General features: G+C 72.7%; 18 protein-coding genes. 8 read left to right on the forward strand and 10 right to left on the reverse strand.

The features are described from left to right. Positions 1-31: 31 nt before the first annotated feature. From ABGB05_RS10605 to ABGB05_RS10620, 4 genes are all read right to left on the reverse strand, one after another. On the reverse strand, positions 32-1,939 hold the full coding sequence (locus tag ABGB05_RS10605; protein WP_347653049.1) for a glycoside hydrolase family 13 protein: 1,908 nt from the start codon (positions 1,937-1,939) through the stop codon (positions 32-34). Then, positions 1,936-2,772: a sugar ABC transporter permease gene (locus ABGB05_RS10610; RefSeq protein ID WP_347653076.1), complete on the reverse strand. Its 837-nt coding sequence runs from the start codon at positions 2,770-2,772 to the stop codon at positions 1,936-1,938. The genes ABGB05_RS10605 and ABGB05_RS10610 overlap by 4 nt, the downstream gene beginning before the upstream one ends. Positions 2,773-2,858: 86 nt before the next feature. Then, positions 2,859-4,529: an ABC transporter permease subunit gene (locus ABGB05_RS10615; RefSeq protein WP_347653050.1), complete on the reverse strand. Its 1,671-nt coding sequence runs from the start codon at positions 4,527-4,529 to the stop codon at positions 2,859-2,861. Between the two features lie 7 nt (positions 4,530-4,536). Beyond that, on the reverse strand, positions 4,537-5,784 hold the full coding sequence (locus ABGB05_RS10620; protein ID WP_347653051.1) for a maltose ABC transporter substrate-binding protein: 1,248 nt from the start codon (positions 5,782-5,784) through the stop codon (positions 4,537-4,539). Positions 5,785-6,040: 256 nt separating this feature from the next. Here ABGB05_RS10620 and ABGB05_RS10625 point away from each other — a divergent pair, with 256 nt between their 5' ends. Next, positions 6,041-7,141: a LacI family DNA-binding transcriptional regulator gene (locus tag ABGB05_RS10625; protein ID WP_347653052.1), complete on the forward strand. Its 1,101-nt coding sequence runs from the start codon at positions 6,041-6,043 to the stop codon at positions 7,139-7,141. Between the two features lie 140 nt (positions 7,142-7,281). Further along, positions 7,282-8,910 carry a glycoside hydrolase family 13 protein gene (locus tag ABGB05_RS10630; protein ID WP_347653053.1) on the forward strand — a complete coding sequence of 543 codons (1,629 nt, stop codon included), beginning with the start codon at positions 7,282-7,284 and terminating at the stop codon, positions 8,908-8,910. On the opposite strand, the gene ABGB05_RS10635 is transcribed toward ABGB05_RS10630, so the two are convergent. Beyond that, positions 8,901-9,869 carry a WYL domain-containing protein gene (locus tag ABGB05_RS10635; RefSeq protein ID WP_347653054.1) on the reverse strand — a complete coding sequence of 323 codons (969 nt, stop codon included), beginning with the start codon at positions 9,867-9,869 and terminating at the stop codon, positions 8,901-8,903. The two genes, ABGB05_RS10630 and ABGB05_RS10635, sit on opposite strands and share 10 nt — an antisense overlap. Before the next feature lie 107 nt (positions 9,870-9,976). Between ABGB05_RS10635 and ABGB05_RS10640 the strand changes: the two genes are divergently transcribed. Both ABGB05_RS10640 and ABGB05_RS10645 read left to right on the forward strand, forming a co-directional pair. Further along, entirely contained in the window at positions 9,977-10,663 is a 687-nt protein-coding gene (locus ABGB05_RS10640; RefSeq protein WP_347653055.1) for an alpha/beta hydrolase, read from the forward strand. Positions 10,664-10,852: 189 nt separating this feature from the next. Beyond that, positions 10,853-11,092, forward strand: coding sequence for a hypothetical protein (locus ABGB05_RS10645; RefSeq protein WP_347653056.1), 240 nt, complete (start codon positions 10,853-10,855; stop codon positions 11,090-11,092). 16 nt (positions 11,093-11,108) lie between these two features. Here the strand turns inward: ABGB05_RS10645 and ABGB05_RS10650 are convergent, their stop codons facing one another. From ABGB05_RS10650 to trpS, 4 genes are all read right to left on the reverse strand, one after another. Continuing rightward, positions 11,109-11,546, reverse strand: coding sequence for a hypothetical protein (locus tag ABGB05_RS10650; protein WP_347653057.1), 438 nt, complete (start codon positions 11,544-11,546; stop codon positions 11,109-11,111). Between the two features lie 81 nt (positions 11,547-11,627). After that, complete coding sequence (locus ABGB05_RS10655) at positions 11,628-12,569, reverse strand: YihY/virulence factor BrkB family protein (protein ID WP_347653058.1); 942 nt, start codon at positions 12,567-12,569, stop codon at positions 11,628-11,630. Between the two features lie 110 nt (positions 12,570-12,679). Beyond that, positions 12,680-13,195 (reverse strand): 2'-5' RNA ligase family protein, encoded by a 516-nt coding sequence (locus ABGB05_RS10660; protein ID WP_347653077.1) that lies wholly within the window; start codon positions 13,193-13,195, stop codon positions 12,680-12,682. Between the two features lie 166 nt (positions 13,196-13,361). Next, on the reverse strand, positions 13,362-14,387 hold the full coding sequence (gene trpS, locus ABGB05_RS10665) for a tryptophan--tRNA ligase (RefSeq protein WP_347653059.1): 1,026 nt from the start codon (positions 14,385-14,387) through the stop codon (positions 13,362-13,364). 279 nt (positions 14,388-14,666) lie between these two features. Here trpS and ABGB05_RS10670 point away from each other — a divergent pair, with 279 nt between their 5' ends. After that, on the forward strand, positions 14,667-15,293 hold the full coding sequence (locus ABGB05_RS10670; RefSeq protein WP_347653060.1) for a sigma-70 family RNA polymerase sigma factor: 627 nt from the start codon (positions 14,667-14,669) through the stop codon (positions 15,291-15,293). Further along, entirely contained in the window at positions 15,286-16,563 is a 1,278-nt protein-coding gene (locus tag ABGB05_RS10675; protein WP_347653061.1) for a hypothetical protein, read from the forward strand. Before ABGB05_RS10670 ends, ABGB05_RS10675 begins: the two co-directional genes overlap by 8 nt. Before the next feature lie 154 nt (positions 16,564-16,717). Here ABGB05_RS10675 and ABGB05_RS10680 read toward each other — a convergent pair whose 3' ends face one another. Continuing rightward, positions 16,718-17,767, reverse strand: coding sequence for a hemolysin family protein (locus ABGB05_RS10680; RefSeq protein WP_347653062.1), 1,050 nt, complete (start codon positions 17,765-17,767; stop codon positions 16,718-16,720). A gap of 190 nt (positions 17,768-17,957) precedes the next feature. Here ABGB05_RS10680 and galK point away from each other — a divergent pair, with 190 nt between their 5' ends. Beyond that, positions 17,958-19,148: a galactokinase gene (galK, locus tag ABGB05_RS10685; protein WP_347653063.1), complete on the forward strand. Its 1,191-nt coding sequence runs from the start codon at positions 17,958-17,960 to the stop codon at positions 19,146-19,148. Between the two features lie 89 nt (positions 19,149-19,237). Then, entirely contained in the window at positions 19,238-20,362 is a 1,125-nt protein-coding gene (locus ABGB05_RS10690) for a tetratricopeptide repeat protein (RefSeq protein WP_347653064.1), read from the forward strand. Positions 20,363-20,504: the final 142 nt, after the last annotated feature.

Raw genomic sequence — 20,504 nt, forward strand, 5'->3', positions numbered from 1 at the left:
GGTCGGGTCAGCCCCGCTGACAACCGTCAACTCAGGACAGTCGCCACACCTGGAACGTCGGGCCGTCGCCGGGGAGGGTGACCACGCCGTCGCCGTCGGCACGCAGGGTCGGGGCGCCGCCGTACCGGTTGGGGGCGTACCCGGCGATCGGCAGGCCGGGCAGCCGTACCGGCACTCCGGCGACCCGCCGGGCGAGCACCAGCAGCGCCCCGGTCGGCGCCTCGCGGAGGAAGACCAACGTGTCGGGGTCGAGGTACGCCCAGCGCAGCCCGCCGTACCGCAGCTCCGGCTCGGCGGCACGCAGCGCGAGCAGCGACCGGTACGCCCCGAGCGTCGTCTCGTCCCAGCTCTCCGGCCGGTGCCAGGGCATCGGGGTACGGGAGTCCTCGCCGTTCACCCCGTCGAGCCCGAGTTCGTCCCCGGCGAAGATCATCGGGGTGCCCGGCATCGTCGCCAGCAGCCCGACCGCCACCTCCTGACCGGCGGCGCTCCCCACGACGGTGCGGATCCGGGCCGAGTCGTGCGAGCCGAGCAGCTGCCACGAGTGGACGTACGACCGCCACGACACCAGCGCCCGGAACGCGTTCATCGTCGCGACCACCGCCCCGGCGTCCCGCCGGCGGATCCCGCCCGGCACCCCGAGGAAGTTCGGCAGGTCACCAACCCCGGCAGCACCCGCCCCGGCATCGCCGGTCCCGCTGTTGTCGGCGCGCAGCCAACTCCACACCGGATCGGTGAACCCGGTGTAGTTCATCGTCCCCTGCCAGCCGTCCCGATCCAGGTCACCGGTGTGGTCGTGGCCGTGCTCGGCCACCAGCAACCCGTCCGGGCGGGTCCCCACCACGGCGGCCCGCAGCAGCGCCGCCACCTCGTGGGTGTACGCGTCCCGGCCGCGCCGACCGGTCATGTTCGCCACGTCGACCCGCCAGCCGTCGAGTCCGTACGGCGGGAGCAGCCAGCGCCGGAGCACCGCGTCCGGCCCCTCGGTGAACCGGCGACGCAGTTCGGTGCTGCCCCAGTTGAGCTTCGGCAGCGTCTTGACGCCCTTCCAGGACTCGTAGTCGCCGGTGACGTCGTCGAGGTAGTACAGCTCCCGCTCCGGCGCGTGCCGGTCGGAGGATGCGTCGACGAACCACTCGTGCCCGTCGCCGGTGTGGTTGCTGGTGATGTCGCCGAGCAGCCGCCAGCCCCGGGCGTGCACCGCGTCGGCCAGCCGGGCCAGTGCGGCGTCGCCGCCGAGCAGCGGGTCCACCCGGTCGAAGCTCGTCGCGTCGTAGCGGTGGGTGGAGCGGGCCGGGAAGAACGGGGTCAGGTAGACGGTGTTGACCCCGAGCCGGTCCAGGTGGTCCAGCCGTTCGGTGATCCCGTCCAGGTCACCGCCGTAGTACTGGTACGGCGTCTCGGGCCCGCGCCCGATCACCGGGGTCCGTGCCCAGTCGCACGAAATCGCCCAGTCCGGCAACTCCGCTCCGGCGCCCCGGGTAGCGTCCGACGACCGGGCGAACCGGTCCGGGAAGATCTGGTAGACGATCGCGTCCCGCGCCCAGGCCGGCGGCGGCTCGTACGCCACCAGCCGGAAGTCGGTGCTGTCCGGTACGTCGTGCCCGACCACGCCGAGCGCGGTGAGCCACCGGTTGCCGCCCGGCTCGTCGAGCAGGAACCGGTACGTGGTGACCGGGTTGCGGACCTGCACCTCGGCCCGCCACCAGACCTCGTGGTCGGTGCGCCGGTCGATCCTGGCGGCGGCGAAGTGTGGCTCGCCGTCCGGGGTGGTCCGGACGAAGACCCGCCGGACCGGCGAGACCGCCGGCACCCGGACGAAGACCACAACGGTGTCGCCGAGCGCCGGGGCCTGCTCGGGCACGTACGTCGCCGAGCCGTCGTGGTGCGGCAGGTGCTGCAGGCTGTGCCCGTCCGGCCGCCGACCGGGGTCGGTCATCCCTTCACCGCCCCGGCGGCGAGCCCGGAGACGATGTAGCGCTGCAGGAACTGGAACAGCAGCACGGTCGGGACGGCGGTCAGCAGCGTACCGGCGGCGAAGAGACCGAAGTTGTTGTTCCGTTCCCCCTCGATCAGCCCGTACATGCCGACGGCGAGGGTCTTCGACCCGGTGTCGGTGAGAAAGACGCTGGCGACCAGGAACTCGTTGACCGTGGTGATGAAGGAGAGCAGTGTGGTCACCGCCAGGATCGGCGTCACCAGCGGCAGCATGATCCGGAAGAAGATCTGGGCGTGGGTGGCACCGTCCACCGTGGCCGACTCGTCGATCTCCTTCGGCAGGGTGTCGAAGAAGCCCTTCATCAGCCAGGTGTTCGCGCCGAGTGCACCGCCGAGGTAGACCAGGATCAGCCCGAACGGCGTGTTGAAGCCGACCTCCGGCCACAGGTCGGTGACCGTACTGAAGATCAGGAAGATCGCCACGATCGCCAGGAACTGCGGAAACATCTGGATCAGCAGCAGCGACAGCAGCCCGACCCGGCGGCCCCGGAACCGCATCCGGGAGAAGGCGTACGCGGCGAGTGCGGAGAGGAAGACCGAGGCGGCCGCCGCCACCCCGGCGATCAGCACCGAGTTGAGGAACCACCGCCCGAACGCGGTCCGGTCGAAGAGGTTGACGAAGTTCTCCCCGGAGACTCCACCGGTCGGCACCAGCCCGGTCGAGCTGAGCGTGCCGAGCGGGTTCACCGCCGCCGAGACCACAAAAACGATCGGGAAGAGGCTGAACCCGACGGCGAGCAGCGCCACCAGGTGCCGCCAGCCGACCTGGCGCAGCCACGACCGGCGGGGTCGGCGGGTGGCGGCGGACGGCCGGACCGGACCGGTGGTGGCGACGGTGTGGTCGGCCGGGGGCGCTGTGGTCACGAGTAGACCTCCTCCTGCTGCCGGGTCCGCCGGAAGGTCACCGCCGAGATGACCGCGACCAGCGCGAAGATGAAGATCGAGATGGCGGCGGCGAAGCCGTACTGGGCGCCCTGCCCGCCGAAGGCGAGCCGGTAGGTGTACGTGATGAGCAGGTCCGTCGCCCCGATGGTGCTGTTGTCGGCCGGGAACGGCGCACCCTTGGTGGTCAGGTAGATCGCGTTGAAGTTGTTGAAGTTGTACGCGAACGACGCGATCAGCAGCGGGGAGAGCGCGACCAGCAGCAGCGGCAGGGTGATCCGGCGGAACGACTGCCAGCGGGACGCCCCGTCTACCGAGGCCGCCTCGGTGAGCTGGGCCGGGATCGCCTGCAACGCGCCGGTCGCCACCAGGAACATGTACGGGAACCCGAGCCAGAGTTGCACCAGGATCACCGCCGCCCGGGCCGACCAGGTGCCGCCGAACCAGTCCACGTGCCAGCCGAACAGGTTGTTGATCAGACCGAAGTCGGCGTTGAACATGTCCCGCCAGACCAGCAGCATCGCGAACGACGGCATCGCGTACGGCAGGATCAGCAGCACCCGGTAGAGGTTGCGGCCCCGCATCCGGGGCGAGTGCAGCACCAGCGCGCAGAGCAGTCCGAGGGCGAAGGTGCCGCCGGCCGAGGCGACCGCGAAGAAGAGGTTCCAGAGCAGCGTACGCAGGAACGGGCCGGAGATGTCCGGGTCGGTGACCACCCGGGTCAGGTTCTGCAGGCCGACGTCGACCTGCCAGCCCTGGGCCAGCCGTTCCCCGTCGGCGGCGACGAACGCGCCGAGTTCCTCGTCGGCGGTCCAGGTCTTGCCGCTCTCGCGGTCGCGGACGCAGTCGCACCCGGCGTCGTACGCCCGCAGTGCCCGGCCCTCGTAGGCGCGGGAGAGTCCCGAGGAGCGGATCGCGCCGCCGGCGGTCGGTACGGCGAAGTTGGTGATCTCCTCGCTGCGCGCGCCGGCCTGCCCGATGCTGAGCAGGGTGTAACCCTCGGCGGCGGTGACCCGGCCGCCTGGGCCGACGGTGACCTCGTCGGCGGGGAGTTGGCGCAGTCCGGCGGTGTCGCCGGCCGAGACGGCGCCGGTCGCCGGGTCGGTGACCAGGAAGACCAGTGCGCCGGTCGCCGGGTCGCCGGTGGTGGCGACGGCGAGGCTGTATTCGGTGGAGCCCGGCACCTGGGTCACCGAGGCGGTCTGGATCGCGACGATCGCGTCCTGTTTGCTGCCCCGGTGGCCGTCGCCGAAGTTGGTGAAGGCGGTGCTCGCCGTGTACAGCACCGGCAGTACCTGGAACGCGAGCAGGAAGAGGGTGCCGGGCACCAGGTACTTCGCCGGGATGTGCCGCCGGGTCAGGTAGAGGTAGCCGAGGCCGGCGGTGGTGGCGACCAGGATCGCCAGCCCGACCCACGCTTCGGCGTCGACCAGTGGGAAGGCCGCCCAGGCGGCGATCCCGAGGGTCAGGCCGAGCAGGACCACCTTGACGAGGAGCCCGGTCAGCGAGGTCGACGCGTCCCCGCGCCGACCGCCCGCCGACGTGCCGGCAAAGCCGCCGGCCGACGGGCCGCCGGTGGTCTGGCCCGGCTCCGTCCCGTGGTGCGGGGCCGGCTCGGCCGACCCCGCACTGAACTCACGGTTCTCCATCGCCTGGCTACTTGATCTGACCCGCGATGGTCTTGCCGGCGGAGGTGATCGTGCTGGTCACGTCGGCGCCGCCGATCACCGCGGCCTCGGCCTTGCCGAACGGGTCCCAGACCGCCGCCATCGCCGGGATCGCCGGCAGTACGGCGCCGTTGCGGCCGGCGTCGAGGAACTTCGCCAGGTCCGGGTCGGTTCCCTTGACCTGGTCGAGGGCGGCGGTCAGCGCCGGCGGGCGCGGGTCGGCCTGGTAGAGCGCCACCGCGAGGTCCGGGGTGGAGACGTAGTTGGCGACGAACTCCTGCGCGACAGCCTTGTTCTGCCCCTTGGCCGCCACGTAGAACGCCTGCACCCCGATGAACGGCTGGGCCTGGCCGGCGCCGGCGAACCCGGGGACCGGGGTGACGTCGTAGCTGAGGCCGGCCTTCTTGACGTCGCTGGTCGCCCACGGGCCGGAGACGAGGTAGGCGCACTTCTTGCCGGTGAAGAGCGAGATCGAGTTCTCCGGGGTGATGGAGCGCTTCAGTACCCCCTCGCCCTTCTCGCCGAGCGCCGCGATCTTCTTGAACGCGGCGACCGACTCCGGGGTCCCGACCCCGAGGTTCTTCGGGTCGTAGTCGCCGTCCCCGGTGGTGCCGAAGAGGGTGCCGCCGGCCGAGCTGTACAACGGGTAGATGTGGTACGCGTCGCCGTTCTGCCCGACCTGCAGGCAGAGCACCTCGCTGACCTTCTTCTCGGCCTTGAGCCGCTTGCCGGCGGCGACGAGGTCCTCGATGGTCGCCGGGGCCTCCGGCGCCAGCGCGGTGTTGCGGATCAGCGCCAGGTTCTCCATGGCGTACGGCACGCCGTACGTCTGGCCGCCGAAGGTGACCGCCTTCATCGCGGCGGGGTTGAAGGCGTTCTTCTGGGTGGCGGAGAGTTGCACCGGTTCGATGGCGCCGTTCTGGACCAGGTTGCCGATCCAGTCGTGTGCGCCGACCACCACGTCGGGACCGCTGCCCTGCTGCGATGCGGTGACGAAGTTGGTCTGCAGGACGTCGTTGGCGATCGCCTGCACCTCGACGGTCACGCCGTTGTCCTGGCCGAACTTCTCGGCGAACGGCTTGAGCGCGGCGGTGCGCTTGTCGTCGGCCCAGATCACCAGCTTGCCGCCGGTGGCCTTCGGGGATTCGGAGGTGGCGGGCTCGCCGTCACCGCCACAGCCGGCAGCGGCCAGCGCCAGGGCGAAGACGGCGACCACACCCGCGGTACGGATGCGCATCGGTACTCCTGTCAATCATGTCCGGCCCGCCGCTCGCGGCGACCGGCCGGGTGGGGGAAACTCTTGACTTGTTCCATCCGGCGTCGGGACCGCGCCGCTGCCGTTCATGAACCACCGCTGCTGCGAGGTTGCCTGGACTGCTGCGTGGTGCCGGGACGTGGGGCTGCGTGTTGCCGGGACGTTAGCAAGACGTTGCAGCCAATGGAAGAGCTTGCAGCCTCTACGCAAGAACTTGCCGATAAGTTAAAGTGCGGCCATGCGTGCACGACTGGCCGACATCGCCGCCCAGGCCGAAGTGAGTGAGGCCACGGTGTCGCGGGTGCTCAACGACCGCCCCGGGGTGGCGCCGGAGACCCGGCAGTCCGTGCTGACCGCGCTCGACGTCCTCGGCTACGAGCGGCCGGCCCGGCTGCGCAAGCGCAGCGCCGGCCTGGTCGGGCTGGTCGTGCCGGAGCTGGAGAACCCGATCTTCCCGGCCTTCGCCCAGGTCATCGAGTCCGGGCTGGCCCAGGCCGGCTACACCTCGGTGCTCTGCACCCAGACCCCGGGCGGGGTCACCGAGGACGAGTACGTCGAGATGCTGCTCGACCGGCAGGTCTCCGGGATCGTCTTCGTCTCCGGGCTGCACGCCGACACCTCCGCCGACCACGCCCGGTACCGGACACTGATCGCCCGACCACTGCCGGTCGTACTGGTCAACGGGTACGTGCCGAACATCCCGGCGCCCTTCGTCTCCTGCGACGACCGGGAGGCCGGTGAACTCGCCGTCGCCCACCTGGTCGCGCTCGGCCACCGCCGGATCGGGCTGATCACCGGCCCCGCCCGGTACGTGCCGGTGCAGCGCAAGGTCGCCGGTTACAAGGCGGCGATGAAGCGGCTGCTCGGCCTGGCCGACGAGGAGCTGGACGAGCTGGCCGAACTCTCGCTGTTCGGTGTGGAGGGTGGCGAGGTGGCCGCCGCCCGGCTGCTCGACCGGGGGGTCACCGGCCTGGTCTGCGGGTCGGACCTGATGGCGCTCGGCGCGATCCGGGCGGCCCGGCAGCGCGGCCTGTCCGTTCCCGCCGACCTCTCCGTCGTCGGGTACGACGACTCGCCGCTGATGGCCTTCACCGATCCGCCGCTGACCACCATGCGACAGCCGGTGACCGCGATGGCGGTCGCCGCGGTACGCGCCCTGGTCGACGAGATCAACGGGCACGCCGCGCCGCACTCGGAGTACACCTTCCGCCCCGAGTTGGTGGTCCGTGGTTCCACCGCGGTCGTACCGGGCCTGGGTCGGCAGGCCCCGGGTCCGGCTGGAAGCACCGACCCGGCGGTGCCCCGGCCGTCCTCCCCGGAGCTGGCACTGCCGGTCTGAGCCGCCGGCGGCACCGATCTGCCTTGCGCAAGATTTGCTTGACTCTTGCAGAGTCCGCGCGGCATCCTGCTCTGGCGATCACCGCGGGTCGGCGCGCTGCGGCAACTGCACCTGCATCGACGAGGAACGGAACAGCCCTGATGAGCCTGCACCCCCCGCCAACCCGGTCCGCCGACGACTGGTGGCAGTCCGCCGTCGTCTACCAGGTCTACGTGCGCAGCTTCGCGGACCGCGACGGGGACGGCGTCGGTGACCTGGCCGGGATCCGGAGTCGACTGCCGTACCTGCGGGACCTCGGGGTGGACGCGCTCTGGCTGACCCCGTTCTACCGCTCCCCGATGGTCGACGGCGGCTACGACGTGGCCGACTACCGCGACGTCGACCCGCTCTTCGGCACCCTCGCCGACTTCGACGCGATGATCGGCGACGCACACGCGCTGGGCCTGCGGATCATCGTCGACCTCGTCCCGAACCACACCTCGGACGCGCACCCCTGGTTCCAGGCGGCCCTGGCCAGTCCGCCCGGCTCGGCGGAACGGGCCCGCTACCTGTTCCGGGACGGCCGGGGCGAGGCCGGCGAACTGCCGCCGAACGACTGGGAGTCCATCTTCGGCGGTCCGGCCTGGACCCGGGTCCCGGACGGCCAGTGGTACCTGCACCTGTTCGACCCGGCCCAGCCCGACCTGGACTGGCGGCACCCCGAGGTCCGCGCCGAGTTCGAGGAGATCCTGCGGTTCTGGCTGGACCGTGGGGTGGACGGGTTCCGGATCGACGTGGCCCACGGGATGATCAAGGCCGAAGGGCTGCCGGACGTCGGCTTCGGCAGACTCACCACCGGGCAGCCGCAGATCGAACTGCTCGGCCGGGGCCAACTCCCCTACTTCGACCAGGACGAGGTGCACGACATCTACCGCGCCTGGCGGCCCATCCTGGACAGCTATCCGGGCGGCCGGATGGCGGTCGCCGAGGCGTGGGCCGAGACCCCGCAGCGGCTCGCCCGCTACGTCGGACCGGAGGAACTGCACCAGGCGTTCAACTTCGACTTCCTGGACGCGACCTGGTCCGCCGACTCGTTCCGCAAGGTCGTCGACACCGCGCTCGCCGAGGCGGCGATCGTCGGCGCGCCGACCACCTGGGTGCTGTCCAACCACGACAAGCCCCGACACGTCACCCGGTACGGCGACGGCGCCCTCGGGCTGCGCCGGGCCCGGGCCGCCGCCCTGCTGATGCTCGCCCTGCCCGGGGCCGCGTACGTCTACCAGGGGGAGGAACTCGGGCTGCCGGAGGTGCTCGACCTCCCCGACGAGCTGCGCCAGGACCCGGCGTTCCCGCGTACCGGGCAGAGCCGGGACGGCTGCCGGGTGCCGTTGCCATGGAGTGGCGACGTGCCGCCGTACGGCTTCGGGCCGGACGGTGGCGCACCGGCCTGGCTGCCGGCGCCGGTGACCTGGCGGGCCCTCTCGGTCGCCGCCCAGACCGGACGGCCGGAGTCGACCCTGGAGCTCTACCGGACGGCGTTGCGGCTGCGGCGTGAACTGCCGGCGACGGCCCGGGTGGAGTGGCTGGCGACCGAGCCGGACGTGCTCGCCTTCCGCCGGGTCGGCACCGCCGGCGGACCCGAGCTGGTCTGCGTGGTCAACCTCGGCAGTACCCCGGTGCCGACCGGCGGGTACGGCGTACCCGTGGTCACCAGCGCGGCCCTGGTCGACGGCGACGGGGACAGCCCGCTGCTGCCGGTCGACGCGGCCGGTTGGTTCCGTCAGCCCTGACCTGGGTCGCCCAGGGCGGCGGCGAACCGCGCGGTGAGCGCCGCGAACGCGGTCCGTAGCTCCGGCCCGCCCTCGATCCGGAAGGCGAACGGCAGGCCCGCCAGCCACTCCTGGGCGTACATCGTCGGATTGTTGGTGCTGCCGACCAGCACGCACCCGTTCCCCGACGGTTCGAGCCGGCCCATCGGCGGCCGGACCCACCGGGCCACCTCGGTCGCCGGCGCGTCGAAGACCACCCGGGTGGCGAACGGCCACCCGGTACCCAGGTGCTCCTCGAGCACCATCACCGGGTCGAGGTCGACGGGCGGGGTGAACTCCTCCGGGGTCTGCCGGACCGTGCGGATCCGGTCGATCCGGTACGTGCGGACCGCGTCCGCGCGACGGGAGTGGCACAGCAGGTACCAGCGCCCGTGCCGGGTCACCACCGCCCACGGCTCCACCTCGGACTCCCACTCGTCACCGGCTCCGGTGCGGTAGCCGACCAGCACCCGGCGGCGGGCCGCGACGGCGGCGACCAGCGCACCCGTGGTCGCCGGATCCGGCCGGGCCGAGTACGGGTCGGGTGCGGCGGACGCGTACTCCCGCAGCGCGGCGGCCTGCCGCCCGACGCTCTCGGGCAGCGCCTGGATGACCTTGATCAGGGCGGCCCCCACCGGGTTGTCGACGTCGCCGGCGCCCGGATGTCCGTCGAGGGCCGCCATGACCAGGCCGAGTGCCTCGTCCTGGGAGAAGACGACCGGCGGCAGCCGGGTCCCGCGCCGAAGTCGGTAGCCGCCGTGGCGGCCCCGGGCGGACTCGACGGCGATGCCGGCCTCCCGGAGGATCCCGACGTAGCGCCGCGCGGCCCGCTCGGTGACACCGAGCCGCCCGGCGAGTTCCTCGGCGGTCGTGCCGGGGCGGTTCTGCAGGATCTCGAGGGTACGCAGCGCCCGCGCGGTGGGACTCAACTCGGTGGACACCCCGGGAACCGTAGTCGATGCGGACGAAAATCCGGCAGTGGATCGTCCGGAATTGGCGTTAGCGTGTGCCGCGACCGGGCCAACCCACAGAAGAAAGACCGATAATCATGGACATCCTGCTCATCGCCGGCCTCTGGCTCGACGGATCCGCCTGGGACGACGTCGTGCCGGCACTCGAAAAACTCGGCCACCGCCCGGTGCCGGTCACCCTCCCCGGCCAGGGGGACGGATCGACGTCGGCCACCCTCGACGACCAGGTGGCGGCGGTGCTCGCCGCCGTGGACGCGGCGCCGGAGCGGCCCATGGTGGTGGGGCACTCCGCCGCCTGCCGGCTCGCCTGGCTGGCCGTCGACGCACGACCGGAGCGGATCGCCAGGGTCGCCATGATCGGCGGATTCCCGGCCGCCGACGGAAAGCGCTACGCCGACTTCTTCCCCGTGGAGAACGGTGTGGTGCCCTTCCCCGGTTGGGGCCCGTTCGAGGGGCCGGACGCCGCCGATCTCGACGAGCAGGCCCGGCAGGCGTTCGCCACCGCCGCACACCCCGTACCGGAGACGGTGACCAAGGGGGTGGTACGGCTGTCCGACGAGCGACGGTACGACGTACCGGTCACCCTCGTCTGCCCCGAGTTCACCCCCGCCCAGGCGCAGGACTGGATCAACGCCGGCGACCTGCCCGAACTCGCCAGGGCCAAGCACCTCGACCTGGTCGACATCGACTCCGGGCACTGGCCGATGCTCACCCGGCCGGTCGAGCTCGCCCAGCTCCTCGCCGCGACGGCCACCACCGTCTGACCGGCGCGGCCCGGTTCACGGCTCGTCGTCGCGGCCGCCGACTAGACGTCCGCGACGACGAGCCACCCGGCACACCGGCTGCCGCTTCGCCGACCCGCCACGGCAGAACCGGCAGCCCGAACAGCAAGGGCGGCACGGCCGAGACCAGGCGCCCCGCAACGGGGGCCACTGGCGACCGGGCCACGCTGGGTGATCCACCTGCCGACCACGCTCACCTCGTACGTCGCCGCCGTCGGTCCGGTCGCCGCACTGCGGGACTCGCTGCGGCATGTTGACGTACTCGACTTCGGCGAGGTGACCCTGCCGCCGGAGGACGACCAGTCACGACGTACCCGGATCTGGTGTGACGCCCGGATCGACGGACCCGGCGGCCGCCGCTGCACCAGACCCGCCCGACATCCCGGCGCCTGCGCCTCCGGCCGGGAGTGACCGGCGACGCGGCCGGTCAGCGGTTCCCGGTGAGCAGGGCGGCGATCCGGCCGAACCCGGCGCGGACCTCCGCCTCGGACGGGGGCTGTTGCGGCTGCGCCGGCCGCCGGGTGGACTCGCCGACGTCGGACTCGGTGATCAGGTCCTCGAAGTCGCCGTAGAGTGCGGCGTCGTCGAACTGCGCCGCCTCCTCCTCGGCGGCCCGCTGCGCCGTGGTGATCTCGGCCCGGATCTCGTCGGCGGAGACCTTCGGCAGCAGCGGCTCGACCACCGCCATCAGCTCCTCGTCGGCCACCACCGACTCAGCCAGGGCCAGCGCGTGGTCACGCTCGTACGGACCGCAGACCACCGGCTCCCACTCGTCCGCGTCGTCGAGCGGCCCGAAGGTGATGATCCAGGGCAGGTCGAGGATCGGCGAGTCGTCCGGCAGTTCCAGTGTCACGAGTGCACCCACGGGCTCATCATGCCGGTGACACCTCGGCAGTTCGTACCTTTTGCCGGAATAGCACCCCGAGATCGCTTCTCGCGGTGTTGATCACTCCGCGTCGTCGTCCCGCCGCCCAGGCGCCTCGCCCGACGGACGGCGCTCCGGGTCCGCCGGGTCGATCACCGGTTCGCCGCCGGCCAGGTCCAGGACCCGCCCCTGCGGACCGGTCGCGGCCAGAGCTGCCCCGAAGACCAGCAACTGGTTCAGCAGATAGAGGTAGATCAACAGACCGACGGCACCAGCCACCACCGTGTACGCCGGATTGCGCTCCCACCGCAGCACGTAGTAACGGCCCACCGAGTTGAGCAGTGTGATGCCGAGCGCCACCACCAGGACCGGCGGCAACCAGCGCCGGAAACTCATCCGCAGCCGTGGTACGGCGAGCAGCAGCGCCGCGGCGAGCAGCACGTTCACCAGGAACGCCATGAACCAGCTGGCGATCTGGAGGACGACCGACCGGGCCCCGAGCAACCCGCTCAGCACCGACTCCAGCACGTCCACCGCACCGAGCGAGAGCGCGAGCAGGACAAAAATCCCGAGCAGGATCGCCAGGTCGATGAGCTGCCGGATCAGGAAGTAGCCCGGGTGCTGGTCCAGCCCGTGGATCAACCGCTGCGAGGAACGGATCGACTCCACCCAGCCGATCCCGGTGATGACCAGCAGGATCAGGCCGATGACCCCCGGGCGGCTGCTCGCCTGCCGGATCTGTTCCGGGTCGACGAACGGCAGGTTCCGGTGGATGAAGTCCACGATCACCTGGCCGCTCTCCGCGCTGTCCCCGAGCAGCGTGCCGAGCACCGTGTACGAGACCAGACCCAGCGCGAAGACGGCAAAGAAGCCGTAGTACGCCATCGCCGCCGCCAGCCGGCCACCGAGCAAATCCGTGTAACGGCCGACCGCCCGGGCCAGGGTGTCGAACCACGGCGACCGTCGCCGGCGCTCCGTCAGCCGGCGGTCGATGTCGGCGAGCACCCGTTCCACGGCGTTCACGCCGTCATCCTTGCCCATCCGCCCACGCTTCGGGGGGAGCCGCGACCGGGAAGCCGCATCCGGCCGGGGTGTGCGGCGCCGGAACCGGCCGACGGGGGCAGCCGACGGAGTCAGCCGCCGAGTGGGAAGTCCCGACGGGGCTGCCAGCGGGCGTCCCCGTGGTGCGAGAAGAGGGTGAACTTCTCGACCTTGAAGACGGCGGAGAAGTCGGCCAGGTCCTCGTACACCTGGTCCAGCGCCTCGGGGGCGACGTCCTGGGCGACCGTGACGTGCGGGTGGTACGGGAAGCGGCTCTCGCGCCGCAGCTCCGGTGCCGCTCCGATCGCGCCCGCCAGCAGTTCGCACTCGCTGATCCCGGCCGCGACCACCACAAAAACCACGTCGGTGACCGGCCGGAACGTACCGGTCCCGCGCAGGTGCAGCAGGTACGGCTGGTGCGCGGCGGCCACCGCGGCGAGGTGCCGCTCCACCGCCGGCAGGCTGGCCACCGGTATGTCGGTCGGCCCGAGCAGCGTCAGGTGGGCCGGTACGTACACCGCCTGCGGGTCACCGGCCTCGGCCCGTCGCCGGGTGAGGATCCCGCACCAGGGCTCCGGCAGGTCCACCGCGATCCCGACCCGGGTCATCGGAGTGCCGGGATCCACCGATCCGTCCGTAAGAACCACCCCTCTGCTCCACACTCCGCCGGCCGGCGGTGCCAACCGGCGAAACCACGTCCGCCGGTGACGTCCCGTCCCCGGCCGGGCCGCCACGTCGACGGCTCGCCGGCCCGACGAACGACGTCGTGTCCGGCTAGTCGTGTCGTACGCCGGCCAGGAAACCGATCCGGTCGTACACCTGGCGCAGCGTCGCCGCGGCGACCGCGCGGGCCTTCTCCGCGCCGACCGCCAACAGTTTGTCGAGCTGCGCCGGGTCGTCCAGGTAGTGGTGCGTCCGCTGCCGGATCGGCTCGACGAACTCCGCCACCACCTGACCCAGGTCCTTCTTCAGGTCGCCGTACCCCTTGCCGTCGTACGCCTGGACCAGGTCGTCGATGGTCCGGCCGGTCAGCGCGCTGTAGATGGTCAGCAGGTTCGAGATCCCCGGCTTCTGCTCCGGATCAAAAATGATCTCGCGTCCGGTGTCGGTGACGGCCGACCTGATCTTCTTGGCCGACCGGGCCGGCTCGTCCAGCAGTTCGATGATCCCGGCCGGGGACGAGGACGACTTCGACATCTTCGCCGTCGGGTCCTGCAGGTCGGTGATCTTCGCGGTGTCCTTGACGATGTGCGGGGCCGGCACGGTGAAGGTCGCCCCGAACCGGCTGTTGAACCGCTGCGCCAGATCCCGGGTCAGCTCCAGGTGCTGCCGCTGGTCCTCGCCGACCGGTACCGCGTCCGCCTGGTAGAGCAGAATGTCGGCGGCCTGCAGGATCGGGTACGTGAACAGCCCGACACTCGACCGGTCCGCGCCCTGCTTCGCCGACTTGTCCTTGAACTGCGTCATCCGGCTCGCCTCACCGAACCCGGTGATGCAGTTCAGCACCCAGGCGAGCTGCGCGTGCTCCGGCGCCTGGGACTGGACGAACAGGGTGCACCGCTCCGGGTCCAGCCCGACGGCGAGCAACTGCGCGGCGGCGAGCCGGGTCCGCTGACGCAGCGTCGCCGGATCGTGCCCAGCGGTGATCGCGTGCAGGTCGACCACGCAGTAGAAGGTGTCGTGGGTCTCCTGCATCGTCACCCAGTTGCGTACCGCACCGAGGTAGTTGCCGAGGTGGAACGAGTCGGCGGTCGGTTGGATGCCGGAGAACACCCGGGGCCGGGCAGGAACGTCGGACATGCCGGCAATTCTGACAGCACGCCCGGGAGCCTGTCCCGACCGCCCTGTGCCAAATCCGGCTCGGTCACACCAACTCCCCGGACGGCGGGAACCCGGTCGCGCCGTCCCGACTCGTACCCGGTCGCCTCGACTTCCCCGGACCGCCGGGAACCGGGCCCCGCCGTCCCGACTCGTACCCTGGGACGACGGTCGGCCGGCCGGGTCGGGGCACGGGCAGCCCGCCGGGTCCGGCCCGGACGTCACCGGGGGCGGAAACGGCCCGACCGGAGAGGACAGCGGTTGGCACGGGACCGGGACGGACGCGGCACCGACCGGGCGGCGGTGGACGAGGCGATGGGCGAGCTGTACCACGCCTGCTACCGACGGCTGGTCGCGCAGGTCTACGCGTTCACCACCGACCTGACCGAGGCGCAGGACGTGGTGCAGGAGGCGTTCGCCCGGGCGATCGCCCGGCCACGCGGGCTCGCCGACGTGGACAACCCGGAGGCGTGGCTGCGGACCGTCGCGGTCAACGTGGTACGGCGACGGTGGCGACGGCGTCAACTGCTGGACACCATCCTGCTCCGGGACCGTCCGCTGAACCGCCTGGTCGCCACCGCGCCCGGCCCGGAACGCACCGACCTGCGCGAGGCACTGGCCGGACTGCCCGTCGGCTATCGGGAGGTGATCGTGCTGCACTACTTCGCCGACCTGCCGGTCGAGGAGGTGGCGGCCCTGCTCGGCGTACCGACCGGGACGGTGAAGTCCCGACTGTCCCGGGGGCGGGCCGCACTCGCCGCCCGGCTCGGCGACTACCACGGGCTCGACGAGCGGCCCGGGCCCGGCGATCGACAACCGGCACCGGACCGGACCGGGCCGGCGAACCGGGTACGCCGGGCGGGGCCAACCGGGGTGCGGCATGGCTGACCGGCAGACACCCCTCGACGTACGGCTGACCCGGGGCCGGACGGAGTTGCTGGAGAGCATCGACCAGCCGCCGCTCGCCCGGATCCACGACCGGGCGACCGCCCGCCGTCGGCGTCGGCGGGCCCTGGCCAACGGTGGTGGCGGCGTGGCGCTGCTCTCCGTACTGGTCGCGGTCGGGCTGGTCCTGCAACCCTGGTCGGCGGACCGTGTTCCGCCGCCGGTCGCCGAACCGCCGCCGGACGCGGTGCCGACGCCGACCGGCGGGCCGGTCTACTCCGGGGCCGGCCTCACCATCAACGGGCTCACCGACCCCGGCGTCGAGTACGTCCCCGGCACGATCGCCGACGTCGAGTTCCTCGACCCGGACCACGGCTGGCTGCTGGCCGGCTGCCCGACCGCAACCCCCTGCCCGGCCACCGTCGCCCGGACCTCGGACGGGGGGCTGACCTGGCAGCACGTCGCGCTGCCGCCGGACAGCGCCGGACGGGCCGACCTGGACCTGAGCGTCTTCGCCGACGGGCGACTGTTGGTCACCGGAACCGACCGGGGGTACGCCTCCACCGACCACGGCCAGACCTGGGCTCCCGTCGCCCCGGGAACCGCGGACGGCCCCGTTGCGCCGACCGCCCAGAGCCAACTGCGGGTCGGGCCGGGCGGCGGCCGGTGCGGTCTCGGCGTGGAACTCTGGCAACCGGACCGGCCCCGGGCCGGTGTCCCGCCGGCCCGACCCGGCCTCGACATCTGCTGGGTCGCCCCGGCGGCCACCCCGGACGGTGCCTGGTGGGCCGGTGGCGTCCGCGACGGGCGGCCGGCCGTCGCGATGACCCGGGACCGGGGGGCACACTGGCGCACCGTCGAACTGCCCGGCGCGGCCGTCCCGGCCGGGGCGACCGGCACCGTGGAGGTGACCGGCCTGGGCAGTCAGGCGTACGCGGCCGTCCTCGGCGCCGACCGGAGCCTGCGGGCGCTGTACCACTCGGCCGACGGCGGCCGCAGCTTCGCCCGGGTGGCCGCCACCGGCGGGCCGGACCGGCTGGCCGGGGCGGCGGTCCCGCTGCTCGACGGCCGGCTGCTGCTCACCGGCGGCGACCGGCACTGGTACGTCAGCTCCGACGACGGCGCCACCTTCACCCGGGCCGGCGGAAGCCTGCCCAGCGTCGGCCGGCTCGCCCACACCCCGGCCGGGTACGTCGCCTACGACCTCTTCGGCACCAACTGGGCCGCCTACTCCTCCGACGGTGCCACCTGGCGCAAACTCCAGATCAACTGAGCAGCCCGGGTCGCCCCCGCCACGGCGCTCCCCGGCCCGCTGCCCCGCCCACCTGGTGGCCGGGTCGGACCTGCCCGTTACCGTCGCACCGGATCGGGGGGCTGAACTGGACGACGTGACGATCCGGGTACGGGAACTCGCCCGGGGTCTTCGCTCAGCCGGCCGGTCCTCCGCTGTTGTCGACCCCGGTGCCACGGGCTGCGGGCACGCTGACCGGATGTTCCGGCCCGGGAACCCCGACGACGGCCACCCGGGCCACCCGCCGTCCCTCGACCGCCAACACCCGCAACAGCCAGCCCCCCTCGGACCGCTTGTTGTCCGGACCCCCGGTGCCCCGGGCCGGGACGGCGGCCGTCACCGTCTCCCCGGGGACGGTGATCTCGTCACCGGTGACCGGCAGCCGGCCCAGCGCCGCCATCACGAACCCGCCGACCGTCTCGTACGGGCCGGAGGGCAGGACAACCCCGGTGCGTTCGGCGAAGTCGGCGAGGTTGAGCCGTCCGTCCACCTCCGCCGGCCGGCCCACCGGAGTCGGTTCCGGTACGACGTCGTATTCGTCGTGGATCTCGCCGACGAGTTCCTCGATCAGGTCCTCCAGGGTGACGATCCCGGCGGTGCCGCCGTACTCGTCGACGACGACCGCGAGGTGGTGGCCCTCCCGGCGCATCTCGGTGAGGGTGGCGAGCACCCGTTTGGTGCCGGGTACCGTCTTGACCTCGCGGCGGAGTTCGCCGATCGTCCCGTACGGGTCGTCCTCGGGCCGCAGCAGCACGTCCCGCAGGTGCACGAAGCCGACCACGTCGTCGTGGGTGCCGTCGACGACCGGATACCGGGTGTGGGTTTCGGTCCGGACGACCTGGGCGGCCTCCTTGAGGGAGAGCCGGGCGTCGAGGAAGACGACCTCGGTGCGGGGCATCATCACCTCGCGGACCATCCTGGCCCCGGAGACCAGCACCTCGTCGATGATCCGCCGCTCGACCGGATCGAGCAGGGTGTTGGCCGCGACCAGATCCCGGAGTTCCGCCTCGCTGATCCGTTCCCGGCCGGCGGTCGGGCTCGCGCCGAGCAGCGCGGTCACCAACCGGGTCGACGCGTCCGCGGCCCGCACCACGACCCGGGCCAGGCCGCGGGCCAGCGGCCCTGGTTGCCTTCGTGGGCGCCCCGGCGGCCTGCGCCGGGGCCCGGTACTGCCGGACTCCCGCATGTCAGAAATGGTAGACAGCCGCGGCGTCCGGCGCCGGCAACCCGGGGGTACCCGGTCACGGGTCGATGTGCGGCTCTGTTCAGAATTGGCGGAACATGGTGGAATGCTCCGGGCAGTCGCCCCGGACCCCACCGCCCCGGAACCAGACAAACCGATCGGGTCAGCAACGAACGATCATGGAAGGGTAGCCGTGACAGAGCAACAGGCCGCGACCGGCTGGTCGGAGACGTCGGTCACGGCTCGCGCCACCGCCGGCTTCGTCGAGGCGTACGGCGAGAAGCCCGCCGGCGTCTGGTCGGCGCCCGGCCGGGTCAACCTGATCGGCGAGCACACCGACTACAACGACGGGTTTGTGCTGCCCTTCGCGCTGCCCCGGCGTACCGTCGTCGCCGCCGCCCCGGACACCGGACGCCGCTGGACGGTCTGGTCGGAGCAGGCCGGTGAGCGGGTCTCGTTCGGCCGGGCCGACGCCGCCGAGCCCGGCCGGGTCACCGGCTGGGCCGCGTACGTCGCCGGCGTGGTCTGGGCGTTGCGTGAGGCGGACCTCGACGTACCGGTCGCCCGACTGGCGATCGCCTCCGACGTGCCGCTCGGCGCCGGGCTCTCCTCGTCGGCGGCGCTGGAGGCGGCGGTCCAGGCCGCCCTGCTCGACCTCGGCGAACTCACCGTGCCGGTGGCGGACCGCCCCGGCCTGGCCCAGCGGGCCGAGAACGGTTACGTCGGCGTACCGACCGGGATCATGGACCAGTCGGCCGCGATCCGCTGCCGGGCCGACCACGCGCTCTTCCTGGACTGCCGCTCGCTCGCCGTCGAGCACGTGCCGTTCGACCTCGACGCCGCCGGGCTCGCCATCCTGGTGATCGACAGTCGGGCACCGCACCGGCACGTCGGCGGCGAGTACGCCGCCCGCCGCGCCGCCTGCGAGTCCGCCGCCGCCGCGCTCGGCGTACCGGCGCTGCGTGACATCTCCGTCGACCAGCTCGACTCCGCGCTCGCCCGGCTCGACGACCCGGTGGTACGTCGACGCGTCCGGCACGTGGTGACCGAGAACCAGCGGGTGCGGGAGACCGTCGGCCTGCTCCGCACCGGCCGGCTGACCGAGATCGGGCCGCTGCTCACCGCCTCGCACGCCTCGATGCGCGACGACTTCGAGATCACCGTGCCCGAGGTGGACACCGCCGTCGAGGCGGCCCTGACCGCCGGGGCGTACGGTGCCCGGATGACCGGCGGCGGCTTCGGCGGCTGCGTCCTCGCCCTGGTCGACGCGGCGGCCACCGGCACCGTCACCTCCGCCGTCACCGACGCGTACGCCGAGCGTGGCTTCGCCGCCCCCGACTGCTTCACCGCCCTCCCCGGCCCCGGCGTCGAACGCCTGGCCTGACGACCGGTTCGGGTTGGCGGCCGGTCGGGCAGCTGTGCACGGGTGTCGCCCGTGATCGATAGGGTGTCGCCCGGACCGGGGGAGGCGACGTGAGCGACACCGAGGTGACCGTCCAACAGCGGGCGTTGGCGCTGGCCCAGGTCGGCCGGTACGTCGAGGCGGCCGACCTGCTCCGCGGCCTGCTCGCCGAGCGGCCCGAACACGTCGGGGTGATGCTCCAGCTGGCCCGGTGCCACCGGGAACTCGGTCAGCTCGCCGAGGCCATGCGTCTGGTGGACCGGGCGCTCGGTGTCGCCACCGCCCAGGAGCATCTGCTCGCCGAGAAGGCCCGGATCCTGTTCGCCGCCGGCCACCCGGAACACGCGGCCAGCGCCGCCCACCGCGCGCTGGAGCAGAACCCGCGCTCCTGGTCGGCGCACGGGCTGCTGGCGGAGGCACTGCTCGCCCTCGGCAACCCGACCCGGGTGGTCCTCGCCCGGCGGCACGCCGACACCGCCCTGGAACTCGCCCCGCAGGTGCCCGAGGTGCACCTGCTGGACGCCCGGCTGCACGCCCGGATGGGCCGGCTCCGGGCCGCCCGCGCCGCCTGCGGGCAGGCCCTCGCCCTCGAACCCGGGTACGAGCCGGCGCTGCGCCAGCTCGCGCTGCTGGACGCCGGTCAGGACCGGGCGGGGCGGGCCGCCCGGCAGTTCACCGCCGCGCTGACCGTCGACCCGCAGCGGGCCGACGCCGCCGCGCCGACGTACCAGGCGATCGTCGCCGCCCTCTGCTGGCGGCTGTTCGACATGCTGGCCCTGGTCGGTCTCGGACACCTGCTGCTGTTCGCGCTGCTCGGCGACGCACTCGGCGACGCGCGGCGGCCCGCCCGGCTGGCCGTCGCGGTGGCGGTGCCGCTGGCCGTCGCCGGCTGGGCCGCACTGACCTGGCGGCGACAGCCGGCACCACTGCGCGGGCAACTCCGCCGACAGGCGCGGTCCTCCCCGGTCCTGACCTGCCTGCTACTCAGCCTCGCCGTCGCCGCCGGGCTGGTCCTCGGCAGCCTCGTCCCGGTCCTCGGCTGGCTGCTGCTCGTCCCGGGCTACCTGGTCTTCGCCTTCCGCGGCTGGCGCCAACTGCAGCGCCGGGCCGCCCCGGCGGTCCGCTGGCTCGGCTACCGGATCTGGAGTCGCCTCGCCGCCCGTACCAGCCTGTCGGTCGGCAACCGGTCGGACTGACCGACCGGCGACCGACTCAGCCGGCCTCGACGATCATGCCGGCGCCGACCGTGCGGTTCGTGGTCTCGTCGATGATGATGAAACCGCCGGTGGTGCGGTTGCGTCGGTACTCGTCGGCGAGCAGTGGCACGGTGGTCCGTAG

Origin of the sequence: Plantactinospora sp. B5E13, assembly GCF_039871775.1 — a bacterium.
Lineage (GTDB): Bacteria > Actinomycetota > Actinomycetes > Mycobacteriales > Micromonosporaceae > Plantactinospora.